This window comes from Umezawaea endophytica (assembly GCF_025061645.1).
Lineage (GTDB): Bacteria > Actinomycetota > Actinomycetes > Mycobacteriales > Pseudonocardiaceae > Umezawaea > Umezawaea endophytica.
In genome coordinates, this window is sequence record NZ_JANYMP010000009.1 from 292,136 (window position 1) to 314,090 (window position 21,955).

The window sequence follows — 21,955 nt, forward strand, 5'->3', positions numbered from 1 at the left end:
GTGCGGAGCACATGATGACCTCCAACGAAAAAGTCGTCGCGGCGCTGCGGGCGTCCCTGAAGGAGACCGAGCGGCTGCGGAAGCAGAACCAGCAGCTCACGGCCGCCGCCCGTGAACCGATCGCGATCGTGTCGATGAGCTGCCGCTACCCCGGTGGGGTCAGCTCGCCGGAAGACCTGTGGCGCCTGGTGTCCACCGGCGGTGACGCCGTCGCGGGCCTGCCCGCCGACCGCGGCTGGGGCGACGACCTCACGTTCGGCGTGGCCGCGGGCGGGTTCCTCTACGACGCGGGCGAGTTCGACCCGGCGTTCTTCGGGATCTCGCCCCGCGAGGCCCTGGCGATGGACCCGCAGCAGCGACTGCTCCTGGAGACCTCGTGGGAGGTCATGGAGCGCGCGGGCATCGACCCCCGTTCGCTGAAGGGCAGCCAGACCGGCGTGTTCGTCGGCGGCAGCGCCACCGGCTACGGCTCCGGCCTGGACGAGGTGCCCGAGGGCCTGGAAGGCCACCTGCTGACCGGCAACACGCCCAGCGTGTTCTCCGGCCGCGTCGCCTACACGTTCGGCTTCGAAGGCCCCGCCGTCACGATCGACACCGCGTGCTCCTCCTCGCTGGTCGCGATCCACCTGGCCGCGCAAGCCCTGCGCAACGGCGAGTGCACGCTCGCCCTCGCGGGCGGCGTCATGGTCATGGCGAACGCGGCGGTGTTCTCCGAGTTCGACAAGCAGGGCGGCCTGTCGCCGGACGGGCGCTGCAAGGCGTTCTCGTCCACCGCCGACGGCACCGGGTGGGCCGAGGGCGCGGGCATCCTGCTGCTGGAGAAGCTGTCCGACGCCCAGCGCAACGGCCACCAGATCCTCGCCGTGGTGCGCGGCAGCGCGATCAACCAGGACGGTGCCTCGAACGGCCTCACCGCCCCGAACGGCCCGGCCCAACGGCGGGTCATCAAGGCGGCGCTGTCGAGCGCCAAGCTGTCACCGTCCGATGTGGACGTCGTGGAGGCGCACGGCACCGGCACCCGGCTCGGCGACCCGATCGAGGCGGGCGCGCTGCTCGCCACCTATGGCAAGGACCGCGAGCGCCCGCTGCTGCTGGGCTCGTTCAAGTCCAACATCGGCCACTCGCAGGCCGCCGCGGGCGTCGGCGGCGTGATCAAAATGGTCATGGCCATCCGCAACGGGGTCGCGCCGCGCACCCTGCACGTGGAGGAGCCGACCTCGCAGGTCGACTGGTCGGCCGGGGCGATCCGGCTGCTGACCGAGGAGCAGGCCTGGCCCGAGACCGGCAAGCCGCGTCGAGCGGCCGTGTCGTCGTTCGGTGTCAGCGGGACCAATGCGCACACCATCATTGAGCAGGCGCCTGAAGCCGCGAATAGCGGCTTCAGAAGTTCTGATCTTTCCCAGCTCGTCGCGAGGACACCTGCTCCGAGCGTCATCGGCGGGTTGGTGCCGTGGGTGCTGTCGGGGCGGGGCGAGCAGGCGCTGAAGGCGCAGGCCGACCGGCTGCGGACGTTCGACCTGGACGACCCGGCCGACGTGGCGTTCTCGCTGGCCACGACCCGTGCCGCGTTCGACCACCGGGCCGTGGTGCTCGGCGCGACTCCCGAGGAACTGCGCCGGGGCGTGGACGCGCTGGCCGCCGGTGAGCGGGCCGAGAACGTCGTCTCCGGCCGCACGGTCGACGGTCGTACGGCGATCGTGTTCACCGGTCAGGGCTCGCAGCGGGCCGGGATGGGCCGCGAGCTGCACGCCGCGTTCCCGGTGTACGCCGCCGCGTTCGACGAGATCGCCGCGCTGGTTCCGGTCGAGCTGGACGACCAGGACCTGTTGGACCGCACCGAGTTCACCCAGCCGACGCTGTTCGCGCTGGAGGTCGCGCTGTACCGGCTGGTGGAGTCGTGGGGCGTCAAGCCCGACTTCGTGACCGGCCACTCGATCGGTGAGATCGCCGCCGCGCACGTGTCCGGGGTGCTGTCGCTGGAAGACGCCACGAAGCTCGTGGCGGCTCGCGGCAAGCTCATGCAGGCACTGCCCGCCGGTGGCGCGATGGTCGCGTTGCAGGCCACCGAGGAAGAAGTCGCGCCGCACCTGACCGAGCTGGTGTCGCTCGCCGCCGTGAACGGGCCGAACTCGGTCGTCGTGGCCGGTGACGAAGCCGGTGTGCTGGCGGTCGTGGAAGCCTTCTCCGGTCGCAAGTCCAAGCGCCTGGCCGTGTCGCACGCGTTCCACTCGCCGCTGATGGACCCGATGCTGGACGAGTTCCGCGCGGTCGTCTCGACGCTCACCTTCAACCAGCCCGAGATCCCGGTGCTGGGCGAGGTGACGGACCCGGAGTACTGGGTGCGGCACGTGCGCGGCACGGTCCGCTTCGCGGACGCCGTCACGACCCTCGAGGCCGAGGGCGTGCGGACGTTCCTGGAACTGGGTCCGGACGGCGTGCTGACCGCGATGGGCCAGGACTCCGTCGCGGAAGCCGTGCTGGTCCCCGGCCTGCGCAAGGGCCGCCCGGAGGTCGCGACGCTGCTGCGCGCGGTCGCCGAGCTCCACGTTCGGGGCGTTCGGGTTGACTGGACAACCTTGATCGAGGGCGCTCGGCCCGTCCAGCTCCCGACGTACGCGTTCCAGCGCGAGCACTTCTGGCTGGAGATGTCGCCGATCCGCACGGCGTCCGCGAGCGGCGAGGTGGACTCGGAGTTCTGGGCCGCCGTCGACACGGGCGACCTGGGGTCGCTGGACGACCTCGACCTGGGCGCCGACGCCGTCGCCGCGCTGGCGAAGTGGCGGCGCGCCCGCAAGGAGAGCAGCACGGTCGACGCGTGGCGGTACCGCGTCTCGTGGCTGCCGCTGACCGACCTGGGCGCCGCCGCGGCGACCGGTCGCTGGCTGGTGCTCGGTGCGGGCCACGACGACGTCGTGGACGGCCTCGCCGGGCGCGGCCTCGAAATCGTCCGGGTCGCGTGCGATCCGGGGACCGACCGCGAGACCCTGACCGCCGCTCTCGGTGGCGTCGGTCAGGTCGACGGGGTGCTGTCGCTGGTGGCGCTGGACGCGCCGTCGTCGGCCACCGTCGTCGTGGTCCAGGCGTTGGGCGACGCGGACATCGCGGCCCCGCTGTGGATCGCGACCCGCGGCGCGGTGTCGACCGGCCGTTCCGACGGCGTGGTCGTCCCGACGCAGACCCAGGTGTGGGGCGTCGGGTACGTGGTGGGCCTGGAGCACGGCGACCGCTACGGCGGCGTCGTCGACCTGCCCGAGGTTTTCGACAAGCGGGCGGCGGATCGCCTCGTGGCCGTGCTGGCCGGAACCGGTGGCGAGGACCAAGTCGCCATCCGCGCGTCCGGCGTGTTCGGCCGCAGGCTGGTGCACGCGCCCCTCAACACGGAGGAGTCGCAATGGAAGCCGAACGGCACGATTATCGTCACTGGTGGTACTGGAGCGCTGGGTGGACGTGTTTCTCGCTGGCTGGCTACTTCTGGATGTGAGCACGTCGTCCTGACCAGCCGCCGCGGTCCGGCAGCGCCCGGCGCGGCCGAGCTGACCGCGGAGCTGGAGGTCTTGGGCGCCCGCGTGTCGATCGTCGCGTGCGACGTGGCCGACCGCGACGCGGTGGCCGCGCTGCTGGCGGAGTACCCGCCGAACGCCGTCGTGCACGCGGCCGGTCTGGACTACCTGGAAGCGATCGAGACCCACGGCGTCGAGAAGTTCGACGAGGTGCTGGCCGCGAAGGTCGACGGCGCAGCGCACCTGGACGACCTGCTGGCCGACGCGGACCTGGACGCCTTCGTGGTGTTCTCGTCCATCGCGGGCACCTGGGGCAGTGGCGGGCAGGCCGCGTACTCCGCGGCCAGCGCGTACCTCGACGGCCTCGCGGAATCCCGCCGGGCCAGGGGACTCGTGGCCACGTCGGTGTCCTGGGGCCCGTGGGCCGAGAGCGGCATGGCGACGGTCGGCGAGACCGAGGAGCACCTGCGCAAGCGCGGTCTCACGTCGATGTCGCCGGAGTTGACGCTCAGCGCGCTGGAGAGGGCGATCCGGTCGGGCGAGCCGACCGTGACCGTCGTCGACATGGACTGGTCCAAGTTCACCGTCGCGTTCACCATGGCGCGGCCGAGCCCGTTCATCGGTGACCTGCCCGAGGTGCGGGCCGCGCTGGAGTCGATGGAGACCGCCGCTCCGACCGGCGAGTCCGAACTCGTGCGCAAGCTGGCCGGGCTCGGCGAGCGCGAGCAGCGCCACGCCGTGGTGGAACTGGTGCGCGAGCACACCGCCGCTGTGCTGGCCTACTCGTCGGTCGACGCGATCGAGACCGACCGGGCGTTCCGGGAGCTGGGCTTCGACTCGCTGACCGCCGTCGACCTGCGCAACCGGCTCACCGCCGACACCGGCCTGCGGCTGCCCGCGACGCTGGTGTTCGACTACCCGAACGCCGGGGTGCTCGCGGACTTCCTGCACGCCGAGCTCGCGGGCACGCGGGCGGAGACCGCCGAGGTGGTCACCTCCGCGCACACCGACGAGCCCATCGCCATCGTCGCGATGAGCTGCCGCTACGCCGGTGGCGTGTCGTCGCCGGAAGACCTGTGGCGCCTGGTGTTCGACGGCGTGGACGCGGTGTCGGCCATGCCGACCGACCGCGGCTGGGACCTCGACGCGCTGTACGACCCGGACCCCACCCGCCAGGGCACGTCCTACGCCCGTGACGGTGGGTTCCTCTACGACGCGCCGCAGTTCGACCCCACGTTCTTCGGCATCTCGCCGCGCGAGGCCACCGCGATGGACCCCCAGCAGCGGCTGCTCCTCGAAACCTCGTGGGAGGCGTTCGAGCGCGCGGGCATCGACCCGACCTCGTTGCGCGGCAGCCGGACCGGTGTCTTCGCGGGCACCAACAACCACGACTACCTCGCGCTGCTGGACGAGGTGCCGGACGGGCTCGAAGGGCACCTCGGCACCGGTAACGCCGCGAGCGTCGTGTCCGGCCGCGTGTCCTACACGTTCGGGCTGGAAGGCCCGGCCGTCACGGTCGACACGGCCTGCTCGTCGTCGCTCGTCGCGCTGCACCTCGCCGTGCAGGCGTTGCGCGGCGGTGACTGCGACCTCGCGCTCGCCGGTGGTGTCACGGTGATGGCCACGCCCGGCACGTTCATCGACTTCTCCCGCCAGCGCGGTCTGGCCACCGACGGGCGCTGCAAGGCGTTCGCCGCCGCGGCCGACGGCACCGGCTGGGGTGAAGGCGTCGGCATGCTGCTCGTGGAGCGGCTGTCCGACGCCCAGCGCAACGGCCACGAGATCCTGGCCGTCGTGCGCGGCACCGCCGTGAACCAGGACGGCGCGTCGAACGGCCTGACCGCCCCGAACGGGCCGTCGCAGCAGCGGGTCATCCGCCACGCGCTCGGCAACGCGGGCCTGGCACCGTCCGAAGTGGACGTCGTCGAGGCGCACGGCACGGGTACCGCTCTCGGTGACCCGATCGAGGCCCAGGCCCTGCTGGCCACCTACGGCCAGGACCGCGAACGGCCGCTGCTGCTCGGCTCGCTGAAGTCCAACATCGGCCACACCCAGTCGGCGTCCGGCGTCGGCGGTGTGATCAAGATGGTCATGGCCATGCGCCACGGCCTGGTGCCCAAGACGCTGCACGTCGACGCGCCGTCCCCGCAGGTCGAGTGGGACGCGGGGTCGGTCGAGCTGGTGACCGAGACGACCGAGTGGCCGCAGACCGGTCAGCCGCGTCGGGCCGCCGTGTCGTCGTTCGGCTTCAGCGGTACCAACGCCCACGCGGTCATCGAGCAGGCGCCAGAACTGGAAGCTCCGGTGGCTCGGCGAGCGCCGATGCCCGCTGTGCCGGTGGTGCTGTCCGGCAAGACCGCCGCCGCTCTCCGCGACCAGGCCGCCAGGCTGCGGTCCGTTGTGGACGGTGCGGATCTGACCGACCTCGGGTTCTCGCTCGCCACCACGCGAGCGCAGCTCGACCACCGCGCCACGATCGTCGCGCGGGACCACGACGACCTCCTCGCGGGCCTGTCGGCCGTCGCGGACGGCGCGGGGGAGCGGGGTGTCGCGGCCGAGAGCCGGGTGGCCTTCCTGTTCACCGGTCAGGGTTCGCAGCGGCTGGGCATGGGTCGTGAGCTGTACGAGGCGTTCCCGGTGTTCGCCGACGCGTTCGACGCGGTGTGCGCGCAGCTCGACCTGGACCGCCCGCTGCGGGACGTGGTGTTCGGCGACGCGGAAGCGTTGGACCGCACCGAGTACACGCAGCCCGCGCTGTTCGCGATCGAGGTCGCGCTGTACCGGCTCGTCGAAGCGTGGGGCGTTCGCGCCGACTTCCTCGCGGGCCACTCCATCGGCGAGATCGCCGCCGCCCACGTGGCGGGCGTGCTGTCCCTGGCCGACGCGGCGACGCTGGTCTCCGCCCGTGGCCGCCTCATGCAGGCGCTCCCGGCCGGTGGCGCGATGGTCGCCTTGCAGGCCACCGAGGACGAGGTCGCGCCCCACCTCACCGACTCGGTGTCCATCGCGGCGATCAACGGCCCCAACGCCGTCGTCATCGCCGGTGACGAGGCCGCCGTCGACCTGGTCGTGGCGGAGTTCGCCGGTCGGAAGTCCAAGCGGCTCAGCGTGTCGCACGCGTTCCACTCGCCGCTGATGGACCCGATGCTCGACGACTTCCGGGCCATCGTCGAGACCCTGACCTTCAGCACCCCGACCATCCCGGTGCTCGGCGACGTGACCGACCCGGAGCACTGGGTCCGCCACGTGCGCGGCGCGGTCCGCTTCGCCGACGCGGTCACGACGCTGGAAGCCCAGGGCGTGAAGACGTTCCTGGAGTTGGGCCCCGACGGTGTGCTGACCGCGATGGCCGCCGACAGCGCCACCGACGCGGCCCTCATCGCGTCGCAGCGCAAGGGCCGCGACGAGGTCACGACCCTGCTCCGCGCGATCGGGTCGTTGCACGTGCGCGGCGTCGCCGTCGACTGGACCGCGTTCTACGCGGGTACCGGTGCTCGCCGGATCGACCTGCCCACCTACGCGTTCCAGCGTGAGCGCTACTGGTTCGACGTGACCCCGGCGAAGCCGAAGGAGACCGCGGGCTACCGGGTCACCTGGCAGCCGGTCGCCAAGCCCGGCAGCGCGATGGCCTACGGCCGCTGGCTCGTCGTCGGCGATCGGGAGGTCGCCACCGGACTGGCCGACCGCGGCCTGGACGTGACCGCGATCGACGACGTCGCCGACCTGCCGGACCAGGAGTTCGACGGCGTGCTGTCGGCCGCGGGCGTCGAGTCGACGCTCCTGCTGGTCCAGCGCACCACCGCCCCGCTGTGGGCCATCACCCGTAACGCTGTTTCCATTGACGGTCAGCCCGCGAACCCGGACGCTGCCCAGGTCTGGGGCTTCGGCCGGGTCGCCGCGCTGGAGCACCCTGAGCGCTGGGGCGGCCTGGTCGACCTGCCGGAGGCGCTGGACGACCGCGTCCTCGACCGGCTGGCCATCGCGCTCGTCGGCACCGAGGACCAGGTGGCCGTGCGCGGCACCGGGATCTTCGCCCGCCGCCTCGACCACGCTCCCGCCACGGCCGCCGAGGCGTGGAAGCCGACCGGCACCGTGCTCGTCACCGGCGGCACGGGTGTGCTGGGCGGTCACGTCGCCCGCTGGCTCGCGGCCGAGGGCGCCGAGCACCTGGTGCTCACGTCCCGTCGGGGCGTAGCGGCGCCCGAACTCGTCACCGAACTCGAAGGGCTCGGCTCGCGGGTCACGGTCGCCGCGTGCGACGTGACCGACCGCGATTCGCTGACGGCGCTGATCGAGGAGTTCCCGCCGAACACCGTGCTGCACCTGGCGGGCGTCGGCCAGGACGCCTCGATCGCCGAAACCGACCTCGACCTGCTGGCCGAGGTCCGGTCGGCTCGGGTGGAGGGCGCTCGGCTGCTGGACGAACTGGTCGGCGACGTCGACGCGTTCGTGCTGTTCTCCTCGACGTCCGGTGTGTGGGGCGCGAGCAGGCAGTGCGGCTACGCCGCCGGTGACGCCTTCCTGGACGCGCTCGCCGAGTCCCGCCAGGCCCGCGGGCTCGCGGCGCTGTCGATCTCGTGGGGCCCGTGGGCCGGTGGGGACGCCGAGTGGGCGGACCTCCTGCGCCGTCGCGGTGTCACGCCGCTGGCCCCGGCCGCCGCACTCGCCGGACTCGGCAAGGCCGTGGCGGGCCAGCGGTCCACGCTCGTCGTCGCCGACGTCGACTGGGCCCGGTTCGCCCCCGCGTTCACCGCGACCCGGCCGAGTCCGCTGCTCGGCGACCTGCCGGAGGTCGTCGCGGCGCTCAAGCCCGCCGAGGAGGCCACCGACACGGGCCTGACGGACAGCCTGGCCGGTCGTGCGACCGCCGAGCAGGAGGCGGCGCTGGTCGACCTCGTCCGCGAGCAGGTCGCCCTGGTGCTCGGCTACACCTCCGCCGACTCGGTCGACCCCGGAACCGCCTTCCGCGACCTGGGCTTCGACTCGCTGACCGCCGTCGAACTGCGCACCAAGCTCGCCGAGGCGACCGGGCTGCGGCTGCCCGCGACGCTCGTCTTCGACTACCCGAACCTGACCGCGCTCGCCGCGCACCTGCGGGACGAACTGTTCGGCAGCGCGCCGGAGGTGTCCACCGCCGTCGCGGCCGGTGGCGCGTTCGACGAGCCGATCGCCATCGTCGGCATGGGCGTCCGGCTGCCGGGCGGTGTGCAGACGCCGGAAGACCTGTGGCAGCTCGTGTTCACCGGCACGGACGCCGTCGGCGGCTGGCCGACCGACCGCGGCTGGGACCTGGAGGGCCTGTACGACCCGGACCCCGACCACGAGGGCACGTCCTACTCCCGCGAAGGCGCGTTCCTGCACCAGGCCGCCGAGTTCGACGCAGGCTTCTTCGGCATCAACCCGCGTGAAGCACTGGCGATGGACCCGCAGCAGCGCATGCTGCTGGAAACCTCGTGGGAGGCCGTGGAACGGGCCGGCATCGACCCGGAGTCGTTGCGCGGCAGCAAGACCGGCGTGTTCACCGGCACCAACGGCCAGGACTACGCGGCTTCCACCTACGAGCTGCCGCCCGGCATCGAGGGGTACCTCGGCACCGGCCTCGCGGCCAGCGTCGTGTCCGGCCGCATCTCCTACACGTTCGGCCTCGAAGGCCCGGCCGTCACCGTCGACACCGCGTGCTCGGCCTCGCTGGTCGCGATCCACCTCGCCGTGCAGGCACTGCGCGCCGGTGAGTGCGACCTGGCACTGGCCGGTGGCGCGTCGATGATGTCGACGCCCGGCGCGTTCATCGACTTCTCCCGCCAGCGCGGCCTCGCCGTCGACGGCCGGTGCAAGTCGTTCGCCGCCGCCGCCGACGGCACCGGCTGGGGTGAAGGCGTTGGCATCCTGCTCGTCGAGCGGCTGTCGGACGCCCAGCGCAACGGCCACCAGGTGCTCGCGGTCATCCGCGGCTCGGCCGTGAACCAGGACGGCGCCTCGAACGGCCTGACCGCCCCGAACGGCCCGTCGCAGCAGCGGGTCATCCGCCAGGCGCTGGCCAACGCCGGTCTGTCCACCCAGGACGTCGACCTGATCGAGGCGCACGGCACCGGCACCAAGCTGGGCGACCCGATCGAGGCCCAGGCGCTCCTCTCGACCTACGGTCGCGACCGCGAGATCCCGCTGCGGCTGGGTTCGCTGAAGTCCAACATCGGCCACACCCAGGCCGCGGCCGGTGTCTCCGGCGTCATCAAGATGGTCATGGCGATCCGTAACGGGATCATGCCCAAGACGCTGCACGTGGACGAGCCGTCGCCGCACATCGACTGGACCTCGGGCTCGGTCGAACTGCTGACCGAGGCGCAGGAGTGGCCCGAGACGGGTCGCGCCCGCCGTGCGGCCGTGTCGGCGTTCGGCATGAGCGGCACCAACGCCCACCTGATCATCGAAGAAGCGCCCGACCCCGTTGTCACGGGCGAGACGGCCGAACTGCCCGCCGCACCGGTGGTCCTGTCCGCGAAGTCGGCCGACGCGCTCAAGGGCCAGGCGGCAGCGCTGCTGGCCGTTGACCCGGCGGTCTCCCTGACCGACCTGGCGTTCTCCGCGACCGGCCGGACCCCGATGCCGCACCGCGCGGCCGTGGTCGCGAGCGACCACGACGAGCTGGTCCGCGGCTTGACCGCCATCGCCGAGGGACGTGGGCTGGACGTCACGACCGACGGCAAGCTGGCGGTGCTGTTCACCGGCCAGGGTTCGCAGCGCGCGGGCATGGGGCGTGAGCTGCACGCCGCGTTCCCGGTGTTCGCCAAGGTCTTCGACGAGATCGCGGCGCTGGTCGACATCCGGATCGACGACCAGGAGGTCCTGGACCGCACCGAGTTCGCCCAGCCCGCGATCTTCGCCCTCGAAGTGGCGCTGTACCGGCTGGTCGAGTCGTGGGGCCTGAAGCCAGACTTCCTCGGTGGCCACTCCATCGGCGAGATCGCCGCCGCGCACGTGGCCGGTGTGCTGTCGCTGGAGGACGCGGCCAAGCTCGTCGCCGAACGCGGTCGCCTCATGCAGGCGCTGCCGTCCGGTGGCGCGATGGTCGCGCTCCAGGCCACTGAGGACGAGGTGCTCCCGCATCTCGGCGACACGGTGTCCATCGCCGCCGTCAACGGTCCGAACTCGGTGGTCGTCGCCGGGGCCGAGGACGGCGTGAACGACGTGCTGGCGCACTTCGCGGACCGGAAGTCCAAGCGGCTGGCCGTCTCGCACGCGTTCCACTCGCCGCTGATGGAGCCGATGCTCGACGAGTTCCGCGAGGTCGTCTCCCAGCTCACCTTCTCCGCTCCGACGATCCCGCTGCTGGGCGACGTGACCGACCCGGAGTACTGGGTGCGGCACGTTCGCGACGCGGTGCGGTTCGCCGACACCGTGACGACGCTGGAAGCCAAGGGCGTGCAGACGTTCCTGGAGCTGGGCCCGGACGGTGTGCTCACCGCGATGGGCCAGGACAGCGTCACCGACGCGGTGCTGGTCGCCGGCCAGCGCAAGGACCGGCCCGAGGCCGCCGTGCTGACGGCCGCCATCGCGGCCCTGCACAACCGGGGCGTCCGCGTCGACTGGGACGCGTTCTTCGCCGGAACGGGTGCGCGGCGGGTCGAACTGCCGACCTACGCGTTCCAGCGGCAGCGGTTCTGGTTGGAGACGCAGGGTTTCCCGACCAGTGGCAGCGGTGCCGTCGACGAAGCGGAAGCCAAGTTCTGGGAAGCCGTGGAGCGCGAGGACTTCAGCCTCGTCGGCACCACCCTCGCCCTGGACGAGAGCGCGCTGGGCGAGGTGCTGCCCGCGCTGTCGTCGTGGCGCAAGGCCCGCCGGGCGCACAACAAGATCGACGGCTGGCGCTACCGGGTCTCCTGGCTGCCGCTGACCGACCTGGGCGTCCCGACGCTCACCGGACGCTGGGCGCTCGTCGTCCCGGACGGCTTCGACGCCGCCGAGATCACCGCCGGGCTCACGGCTCGTGGCGCCGAGGTCGTGCCGGTCGAGTTCGCCGACCGCGCCACGCTCGCCACGGCGTTCGCCGACCTCGGCGACGTCGACGGCGTGCTGTCGCTGGTCGCGCTCGTCGGCGAGACCACCGCGTCCGTCGTGGTCGTGCAGGCCCTCGGTGACGCCGGGGTCATGGCGCCGCTGTGGATCGCGACCCGCGGCGCGGTGTCGACCGGCCGTTCCGACGGCGTGGTCGTCCCGGCGCAGACCCAGGTCTGGGGCCTCGGCTACGTGATCGGCCTGGAGCACCCCGACCGCTGGGGTGGCCTGGTCGACCTGCCGGAAACCCTCGACGCCCGCCTGTTCGACCGGCTGGTCGGCGTGTTCAACGGCGACGAGGACCAGGTCGCCGTCCGCTCGTCCGGTGTGTTCGGCCGACGCCTCGTCCACGCTCCGCTGGGTGACAAGCTCGCCGACTGGTCCCCGAGCGGCACGGTGCTCGTCACCGGCGGCACCGGTGCCCTCGGTGGCAAGGTGGCCCGCTGGCTCGCGACCGGTGGCGCCGAGCACCTGGTGCTCACGTCCCGCCGCGGCCTCGACGCCCCCGGTGCCGCCGAACTCCAGGCGGAGCTGGAGGAACTGGGTGCCCGCGTCACGATCGCCGCGTGCGACGTGGCCGACCGCGACTCCCTCGCCGGGCTGCTGACCGAGTTCCCGCCGAACGCCGTGGTGCACGCGGCCGGTGCCGACTACACGATGGGCATCGCCGACCACGACCTCGGGATCTTCGACGAGGTGCTGTCCGGCAAGGTGTCCGGCGCCGTGCTGCTGGACGAACTGCTGGGCGACGCCGACCTGGACGCCTTCGTGGTGTTCTCGTCCATCGCGGGCACCTGGGGTTCCGGTGGCCAGTCCGCCTACTCCGCGGCCTCCGCGTTCCTCGACGGACTCGCGGAATCGCGCCGGGCGCGCGGCCTCGTGGCCACGTCGGTCTCGTGGGGTCCGTGGGCCGAGAGCGGCATGGCGACCGTCGGCGACACCGAGGCGCACCTGCGCAAGCGCGGTCTCGTCACGATGCCGCCCGCGCTCACGCTCAACGCCCTGGAGCGGGCCATCCGCTCCGGCGAGCCGACCGTGACCGTCGTGGACATGGAGTGGGAGAAGTTCACCCCCGCGTTCACGCTCGCCCGGCCCAGCGCGTTCATCGGCGACCTGCCGGAGGTGCGCGAGGCGCTCGCCGACGACAGCCCCGCTGAGACGGGCGCGGTGTCCGAACTGGCGGGCCGACTGGTCGGGCTGGCGGAGGCCGAGCAGCACGCGCTGCTGGTCGACGTCGTGCGCGACCAGGTCGCCGCGGTGCTCGGCCACAGCTCGTCCGACGCGGTCGACAAGGACCGCGCGTTCCAGGAACTCGGCTTCGACTCGCTCACGGCCGTGGACCTGCGCAACACCCTCAACACCGCCACCGGGCTGCGACTGCCCGCGACGCTGGTGTTCGACTACCCGAACGCCGTCACGCTGGCGAACCACCTGCGCACCGAACTGCTCGGCTCGCAGGTCGAGGTCGCCGAGGTGGTCACGGCGGTGAACACCGACGAGCCGATCGCCATCGTCGCCATGAGCTGCCGGTTCGCGGGCGGGATCGCCTCGCCCGAACAGCTCTGGGACCTGGTGCTCGCCGGAGGTGACGCGGTCACGCCGTTCCCGACCGACCGCGGCTGGGACCTGTCGACCCTGTTCCACGACGACCCGGACCACCAGGGCACGACCTACGCCCGCGAAGGCGCGTTCCTGGACGGGGCCACGAGGTTCGACCCCGCGTTCTTCGGGATCAGCCCCCGCGAGGCCACCGCGATGGACCCGCAGCAGCGACTGCTCCTCGAAACGTCGTGGGAGGCGTTCGAGCGGGCCGGGATCGACCCGGTCACGTTGCGCGGCAGCCAGACCGGCGTGTTCGCGGGCAGCAACGGCCAGGACTACCTGGCGCTGCTGGAGGACATCCCGGAGGGCGTCGAGGGCCACCTCGGCACCGGCAACTCCGCCGCCATCGCGTCCGGCCGCATCTCCTACACGTTCGGGCTGGAAGGCCCGGCCGTCACGGTCGACACCGCGTGCTCGTCCTCGTTGGTGGCGCTGCACATGGCCGTCCAGGCGCTGCGCAACGGCGACTGCGACCTGGCCCTCGCCGGCGGTGTGACGATCATGTCCACGCCCGGCACGTTCATCGACTTCTCCCGCCAGCGCGGTCTCGCGACGGACGGCCGGATCAAGTCGTTCGCCGCGGCGGCCGACGGCACGGGCTGGGGCGAGGGCGTCGGCATGCTGCTCGTCGAGCGCCTCTCCGACGCCCAGCGCAACGGCCACCAGGTCCTCGCCGTGGTCCGCGGCTCGGCCGTGAACCAGGACGGTGCCTCGAACGGCCTGACGGCCCCCAACGGCCCGTCGCAGCAGCGGGTGATCCGCAAGGCGCTCGCGTCCGCCGGTCTGTCCACTTCGGACATCGACGTGGTGGAGGCGCACGGCACCGGCACCTCGCTGGGTGACCCGATCGAGGCGCAGGCGCTGCTGGCCACCTACGGCCAGGACCGCTCGGAGCCGCTCCTGCTGGGTTCGGTGAAGTCCAACATCGGCCACACGCAGGCCGCGGCCGGTGTCGCGGGCATCATCAAGATGGTCATGGCGATGCGCCACGGCCAGGTGCCGAAGACGCTGCACGTGGACGCTCCGTCGCCCGCGATCGACTGGTCGGCCGGAGCGGTCGAGCTGGTCACCTCGCAGGTGGCGTGGCCCGAGACCGGCCGTCCCCGCCGCGCGGCGATCTCGTCGTTCGGCATCAGCGGCACCAACGCCCACACGATCATCGAGCAGGCCGCTGAGGCCGATGTCCCCGCGACCGCGCGGGTCACGCCGGAGATCACGCCGTTCGTGGTGTCGGCCAAGAACGCCGTCGCGGTGGCCGAGCAGGCCGGGCGGATCGGCGAGCAGCTCGAATGGACTGACGCGGACACCACCGATGTGGCGTTCTCGCTGGCCACGACCCGCGCCACCCTCGCGCACCGGCTGGTGGTGCTCGGCGACGATCGCGACTCGGCCATCGCCGCCCTGAACGCCGCCCGCGACGGCGGCACCAACCCGAACCTGGTCCGCGGCACCGCCGCCGATGGCGGGCTGGCGTTCTTGTTCACCGGCCAGGGTGCGCAGCGGCTCGGCATGGGCCGCGAGCTGTACGAGGCTTTCCCGGTGTTCGCGGACGCGTTCGACGCGGTCTGCGCTCAGCTCGACCTGGACCGGCCGCTCCGCGATGTCGTGTTCGGCGACGCGGAGGCCCTGGACCGCACCGAGTACACGCAGCCCGCGCTGTTCGCCATCGAGGTCGCCCTGTTCCGCACCCTGGAAGCCTGGGGTGTGCGGCCGGACCACGTCGGCGGGCACTCCATCGGCGAGATCGCGGCGGCCCACGTGGCCGGGGTGCTCTCGCTGGCCGACGCGGCAACGCTCGTCTCCGCTCGTGGCCGCCTGATGCAGGCGCTCCCGGCCGGTGGCGCGATGGTCGCCGTCCAGGCCACCGAGGCGGAAGTGCTGCGGCACCTCGCCGTCGGCGGAGCCGACGATCTGGCGAAATCCCTGGTTTCCCTCGCGGCGGTCAACGGCCCGAACGCCGTCGTCATCGCCGGTGCCGAAGCCGAGGTCGAGCAGGTGCTCACGCACTTCACCGACCGGAAGTCCAAGCGCCTCACTGTTTCGCACGCGTTCCACTCGCCGCTGATGGACCCGATGCTGGACGACTTCCGCGAGGTGGTCTCCGCACTCACCTTCTCCGCTCCGAAGATCCCGATGCCCGGCGACGTGATCGACCCCGAGTACTGGGTTCGGCACGTCCGGGAGGCGGTCCGGTTCGCCGACACCGTCACGACCCTGGAAGCCAAGGGCGTCAGCACGTTCCTGGAGTTGGGCCCCGACGGTGTGCTCACGGCGATGGCACAGGACAGCGTCACCGACGCCGTGCTCATCCCGTCGCAGCGCAAGGACCGCGCCGAGGTCACGACCCTGGTCCGTGCTCTCGCCACGCTCCACGTCCGCGGGATCGCGGTCGACTGGGCCGCCTACTTCGCCCGCTCCGGCGCGCGGACGGTGGACCTGCCGACCTACGCCTTCCAGCGCGACCGCTTCTGGCTCGTCGACGCGCCCAAGGCCCCCGCGGTCGACAACCCGCGCTACCGGATCGACTGGCAGCCGGTCACCCCGACCGGTGTCGTGTCCGGCCGCTGGTTGGTCACCGATCCCGAGCTGGCCGAAGGCCTAGCCGCTCGCGGTGTCGACGTCGTGGCGGAAGGTCCGTTCGACGGTGTGCTGGCGCTGACCAACGACGTCACCGAAGCACTCGACCTGGTCAAGACCCACACCGCCGAGCTGTGGATCGCCACGCGCGGAGCGGTCGCCACCGGCCCGGCGGACGCCGTCGCCGACCCGATCGCCGCACAGGTGTGGGGCTTCGGCCGGGTCGCCGCGCTGGAGCACCCCGACCGCTGGGGCGGTCTGGTCGACCTGCCCGAGACCCTGGACGCCAGGGCGTTCGACCGGATCGCCGCGATCCTCGACGGTGCGGAGGACCAGGTCGCCGTGCGCGGCTCGGTCGTCCACGCCCGCAGGCTCGTTCCGGCACCGGCCGGAACCGCCGACTGGACCCCGACCGGCACGGTCCTGGTGACCGGCGGCACGGGTGCCATCGGCCGCCACGTCACGGCCTGGCTGACCGAGGCAGGCGCCGAGCAGGTCGTGCTGGTCAGCCGCGGTGGGGGAGAAGTTCCCGGTGCCACGGTCGTCCCGTGCGACGTGACCGACCGCGACGCCCTCGCCGCCGTGATCGCCGAGTACCCGCCGAACGCCGTCGTGCACCTCGCAGGCGTCGGTCAGGACACGGCCATCGCCGACATGGACGCCGCCGAACTGGCCCACGTCATGGCCGCCCGCGTCGAAGGCGCGGCGAACCTGGACGCGCTGGTCGGCGAGGTCGACGCGTTCGTCCTCTTCTCCTCCACCTCGGGTGTCTGGGGTTCCGGCCGCCAGGGCGCGTACGCCGCGTCCGACGCCCACTTGGACGCGCTGGCCGAACGCCGTCGCGCCGACGGCCTTGCGGCCACCTCGGTGGCGTGGGGCCCGTGGGCAGGCGGGGCGATGACCCAGGAGGGGCGCGACGCCCTCAGCCGTCGCGGACTCCCGGCGCTGGCACCGGAACAGGCCCTGTCGGCCCTGTGTCGCGCTGTCGGCCTCGGTGAGGCCACGGTTGTCGTCGCCGACGTCGACTGGACCCGCTTCGCCCCGGCGTTCACCGCCGCGCGCCCGAGTCCGTTGCTCAGCGCGCTGCCGGACGTGGTGGCGGCACTGGAAACTCCGGTCGCGGCCAACGACACCGGCCTGGTCGCGAAGCTGACCGGCCGGTCCGAGTCCGAGCAGCAGTCGCTGCTGGTGGACCTGGTCCGCACGCAGGTCGCCGACGTGCTCGGCTACTCCTCGCCGCAGGCCGTCGAACTCGGGGTCGCGTTCCGCGAACTGGGCTTCGACTCGCTCACGGCCGTGGAACTGCGCGGCAAGCTCAACGACGTGACCGGCCTGAGGCTGCCCGCCACGCTGGTGTTCGACTACCCGAACCTGGCCGTGCTGTCCGCGTTCCTGCGCGACGAACTGGTCGGCACCCGGCCGGAGGCGCTCGCCGTCACCGCCACCGGGTTCACCAACGAGCCGATCGCCATCGTGGGCATGGGCCTGCGGCTGCCCGGCGGGATCGAGACGCCAGAACAGCTCTGGGAGCTGGTCACGTCGGGCAGCGACGCCATCTCGGACTTCCCGACCAACCGCGGCTGGGACCTGGCGAACCTGTTCGACCCGGACCCCGACCACGAGGGCACGTCGTACGTGACCCGAGGTGGTTTCCTGCACGACGCGGGCGAGTTCGACCCGGCGTTCTTCGGGATCAACCCGCGTGAGGCCCTGGCCATGGACCCGCAGCAGCGGATGCTGCTCGAAACGTCCTGGGAGGCCATGGAACGCGCGGGCATCGACCCGGAGTCGTTGCGGGGCAGCCGGACCGGCGTGTTCACCGGCACGAACGGCCAGGACTACGCGATGCAGACGTTCGAGCTGCCGCCCGGCATCGAGGGTTACCTCGGCACCGGCCTCGCGGCGAGCGTTGTCTCCGGTCGCCTGTCCTACACCTTCGGCCTCGAAGGCCCGGCGGTCACCGTCGACACCGCGTGCTCGGCCTCGCTGGTCGCGATCCACCTGGCGGCGCAGGCACTGCGGGCCGGTGAGTGCGACCTGGCACTGGCCGGTGGCGCGTCGATGATGTCCACCCCCGGCGCGTTCATCGACTTCAGCCGCCAGCGCGGTCTGGCGGTCGACGGCACGTGCAAGTCGTTCGCCGCCGCCGCCGACGGCACGGCCTGGGGCGAGGGCGTCGGCATGCTCGTCGTCGAACGCCTGTCGGACGCGCAGCGCAACGGACATGAGGTGCTCGCCGTCATCCGCGGCAGCGCCATCAACCAGGACGGCGCCTCCAACGGCCTGACCGCCCCGAACGGCCCGTCGCAGCAGAGGGTGATCCGCCAGGCGCTCGCCACCGCCGGACTGTCCACAACGGACGTCGACGTGGTCGAGGCGCACGGCACCGGCACGAAGCTCGGTGACCCGATCGAGGCGCAGGCGATCCTGTCGACCTACGGCCAGGACCGGGAAACGCCGCTGCTGCTGGGCTCGCTGAAGTCCAACATCGGCCACACGCAGGCCGCGTCCGGTGTCTCGGGCGTCATCAAGATGGTCATGGCCCTCCGGCACGGCGTCGCGCCGAAGACGCTGCACGTGGACGAGCCGTCGCCGCAGATCGACTGGACCTCCGGGTCCGTGGAGCTGCTGACGGAGGCCGCTTCCTGGCCGGAGACCGGGCGTCCGCGCCGGGCCGCCATCTCGTCGTTCGGCATGAGCGGTACGAACGCCCACGCGATCATCGAGCAGGCGCCAAAGGCCGACGTCGTTGTCGAGACCGCGACCAAGAACCTGCCCGCGCTGCCGGTGGTGCTGGCGGCGAAGTCTGCGGAAGCGCTGAAGGAGCAGGCGGAACGGCTGCACGAGCACGTGGCGTCGACCGGTGTCGACCTGACCGACCTGGCGTTCTCGCTGCTCACCAGCAGGTCCGGCCTCACCCACCGCGCCGTCGTGGTGGCGGGGGAGCGGGACGAGCTGCTGACCGGTCTCGCGACCGTGTCCGCCGGTGACGCCGTCGTCGAGGGCAAGCTGGCGGTGCTGTTCACCGGCCAGGGCAGCCAGCGGGTCGGCATGGGTCGGGAGCTGCACGCGGCGTTCCCGGTGTTCGCCAAGGCGTTCGACGAGATCGCCGCGCTGGTCGACATCCGGATCGACGACGAGGAGACCCTCAACCGCACGGAGTTCACCCAGCCCGCGATCTTCGCGGTCGAGGTGGCGCTCTACCGCCTCTTCGAGTCGTGGGGCGTGAAGCCCGACTACCTGGGTGGCCACTCCATCGGTGAGATCGCCGCGGCTCACGTGGCCGGTGTCCTGTCCCTCCAGGACGCGGCCGAACTGGTCGGCGAACGCGGTCGCCTCATGCAGGCGTTGCCCGCAGGCGGCGCGATGGTGGCTTTGCAGGCCACCGAAGAAGAAGTACTGCCCCTGCTCACCGAGGCCGTGTCCATCGCGGCGATCAACGGACCCACGTCGATCGTCATCGCCGGTGCGGAAGACGCCGTGCGGCAGGTCGTCGGGGCGTTCCCCGACCGGAAGTCCAAGCGGCTGGCCGTGTCCCACGCGTTCCACTCGCCGCTGATGGAGCCGATGCTGGACGAGTTCCGCGCGGTCGTGCGGAAGCTGACCTTCGCCCAGCCGAGCATCCCGATGCTCGGCGACGTGACCGACCCGGAGTACTGGGTGCGGCACGTGCGGGACGCGGTGCGGTTCGCCGACACCGTGACCATCCTGGAGTCCCAGGGCGTGAAGACGTTCCTGGAGCTGGGCCCGGACGGCGTGCTCACCGCGATGGGCGCCGACAGCGTCACCGACGCCGTGCTGATCCCGTCGCTGCGCAAGGACCGGGACGAGGTCCGCACCCTGCTGACGGCCCTCGGCCGGGTCCACGGACGGGGCAACGCGGTCGACTGGGCCGCGTTCTTCGCCGGGACCGCCGCGAAGCGGGTCGACCTGCCCACCTACGCGTTCCAGCACCAGCACTTCTGGCTGGACTCGCAGCCGTGGCCGACCACGACCGCGTCCGCCGAGGTCTCCGAGGTCGACGCTCGGTTCTGGGCCGCCGTCGACAGCGAGGACCTGGCGTCGCTCGGCGCCGACATCGACCCGTCCACGCCGTTCGGTGACGCGCTGCCGGTGCTGGCGTCGTGGCGCAAGCAGCACAGCGAGAACGCCACCATGGAGGGCTGGCGCTACCAGGTCGAGTGGAAGTCCGTGGCGCAGGAGAAGGCGGGTGCGTCCGGTCGCTGGCTGGCCGTCGTGCCCGCCGGGCAGGCCGAGCACGCCGTGCTGGCCGGTTTGAGCGCCCGCGGCGTGGAGGTCGTGCCCGTCGAGTGCGACGCCGACATCGACCGCGTCGGCCTCGGCACCCTGCTGGAGAAGGCGATGACCGACGGTCCCGCCGAAGGCGTGCTGGCCATCGGGACCACGGCCACCACGACCGTGCTGACCGTGCAGGCGCTCGGTGACGCCGGGATCGAGGCCCCGCTGTGGGTCGCGACCCGCGGCGCGGTGTCCACGGGCCGGTCCGACGGCATCGTCGACCCGTCCCAGTCCACGATCTGGGGCACCGGCTACGTGATCGGCCTGGAGCACCCCGAGCGCTGGGGTGGCCTGGTCGACCTGCCGGAGAAGCTGACGGACAAGGCCCTCGACCGGATCGCGGGCGTGCTCGTGGGCTCCGAGGACCAGGTCGCCGTCCGCTCGTCCGGTGTGTTCGGCCGACGGCTGGTGCACGCACCGGCCGCGACCGGCCTGTCCGACTGGTCGCCGCGCGGCACGGTCCTGGTCACCGGCGGCACGGGTGCCCTGGGCACGAGGGTCGCCCGCTGGCTCGCGACCGAGGGCGCCGAGCACCTGGTGCTCACGTCCCGCCGCGGCCCGAGCGCCCCCGGCGCGGCCGAACTGGCCGCCGAACTGGAGGCCCTCGGCACGAAGGTCACCATCGCCGCGTGCGACGTGGCCGACCGCGACTCCCTGTCGGGCCTGCTCACCGAGTTCCCGCCGAACGCCGTGGTCCACGCGGCGGGCGCGGACCACTACGGGGCCATCGCGGACCACGACCTGGGCACGTTCGACGACGTCCTGTCCGCGAAGGTCGCGGGCGCGGTCCTGCTGGACGAACTGCTGGTCGACGCGGACCTGGACGCCTTCGTGGTGTTCTCGTCCATCGCGGGCACCTGGGGTTCGGGTGGCCAGTCCGCCTACTCGGCGGCCAGCGCGTTCCTCGACGGCCTGGCGGAGTCCCGCCGGGCACGGGGACTGGTCGCGACCTCGGTGTCCTGGGGTCCGTGGGCCGAGAGCGGCATGGCGACCGTCGGCGACACCGAGGAGCACCTGCGCCGTCGCGGCCTGATCGCGATGCCGCCCGCGCTCACGCTCAACGCACTGGAGAAGGCCATCCGCTCCGGCGAGACCACGGTGACCGTGGTCGACATCGAGTGGGACAGGTTCGCCCCGGCGTTCACCATGGCCCGGCCCAGCCCGTTCCTCGGCGACCTGCCCGAGGTCCGCAAGGCGCTGGAGGAGACCACCCCCGCGGCCGGTGAGGAGTCCGACCTGGTCGGGACGCTCGCCGCGCTGTCCGAGGTCGAGCAGCACGCGCTGCTGATCGACCTGGTCCGCGGCCAGGTCGCGACCGTGCTGGGCCACGGCTCGGCGGACGCGGTCGCCAAGGACAAGGCGTTCCAGGACCTCGGCTTCGACTCCCTCACGGCCGTGGAACTCCGCAACACCCTGACCAGCGCCACCGGGCTCAAGCTGCCGGCGACCCTGGTGTTCGACCACCCCAGTGCCGAACCGCTCGCCAGGTTCCTGCACTCCCAGCTCGTCGTCGGCGGCGCCACGGTGCCGGTCCTCGACGAACTCGACAAGTTGGAGGCCGTGCTCGCCGCCGCGACCCCGGACACGCTCACCCGGACCAAGATCACCATCAAGCTCCAGTCGCTCATGTCCCAGTGGAACTCGGGCAAGGCCGCGGCCGCCAACGAGCTGGACGACGCGTCCGACGACGAGCTGTTCGCCCTCATCAACAAGCAGCTCGGGAAGTAGGCACCCACCCCTGCTGCCCCCTCGCTACCCCCTCCGACCTGGTCGGAGGGGGTAGCGGTGCTGGGGAGAACCCGGTTTTCGGGCCGTTTCCTCAGGGGCCCGTAGGGGCCCGCTAGGGGTTGAGGGGTGTTGGGGCCACGGACAGAATCGTTTCGTGAGCTGAAGTGTGCCAAGCGCTTCTGAATTCACGACGATCT

At 72.3% G+C, this 21,955-nt stretch carries 1 protein-coding gene; it reads left to right on the top strand.

Going from position 1 to position 21,955, the window contains the following annotated elements:
- Positions 1–14 precede the first annotated feature (14 nt).
- The gene (locus NZH93_RS21005) at positions 15–21,758 is read left to right on the top strand and encodes a type I polyketide synthase (RefSeq protein WP_259624850.1); all 21,744 of its coding nucleotides are present in this window, start codon (positions 15–17) and stop codon (positions 21,756–21,758) included.
- Positions 21,759–21,955 lie beyond the last annotated feature (197 nt).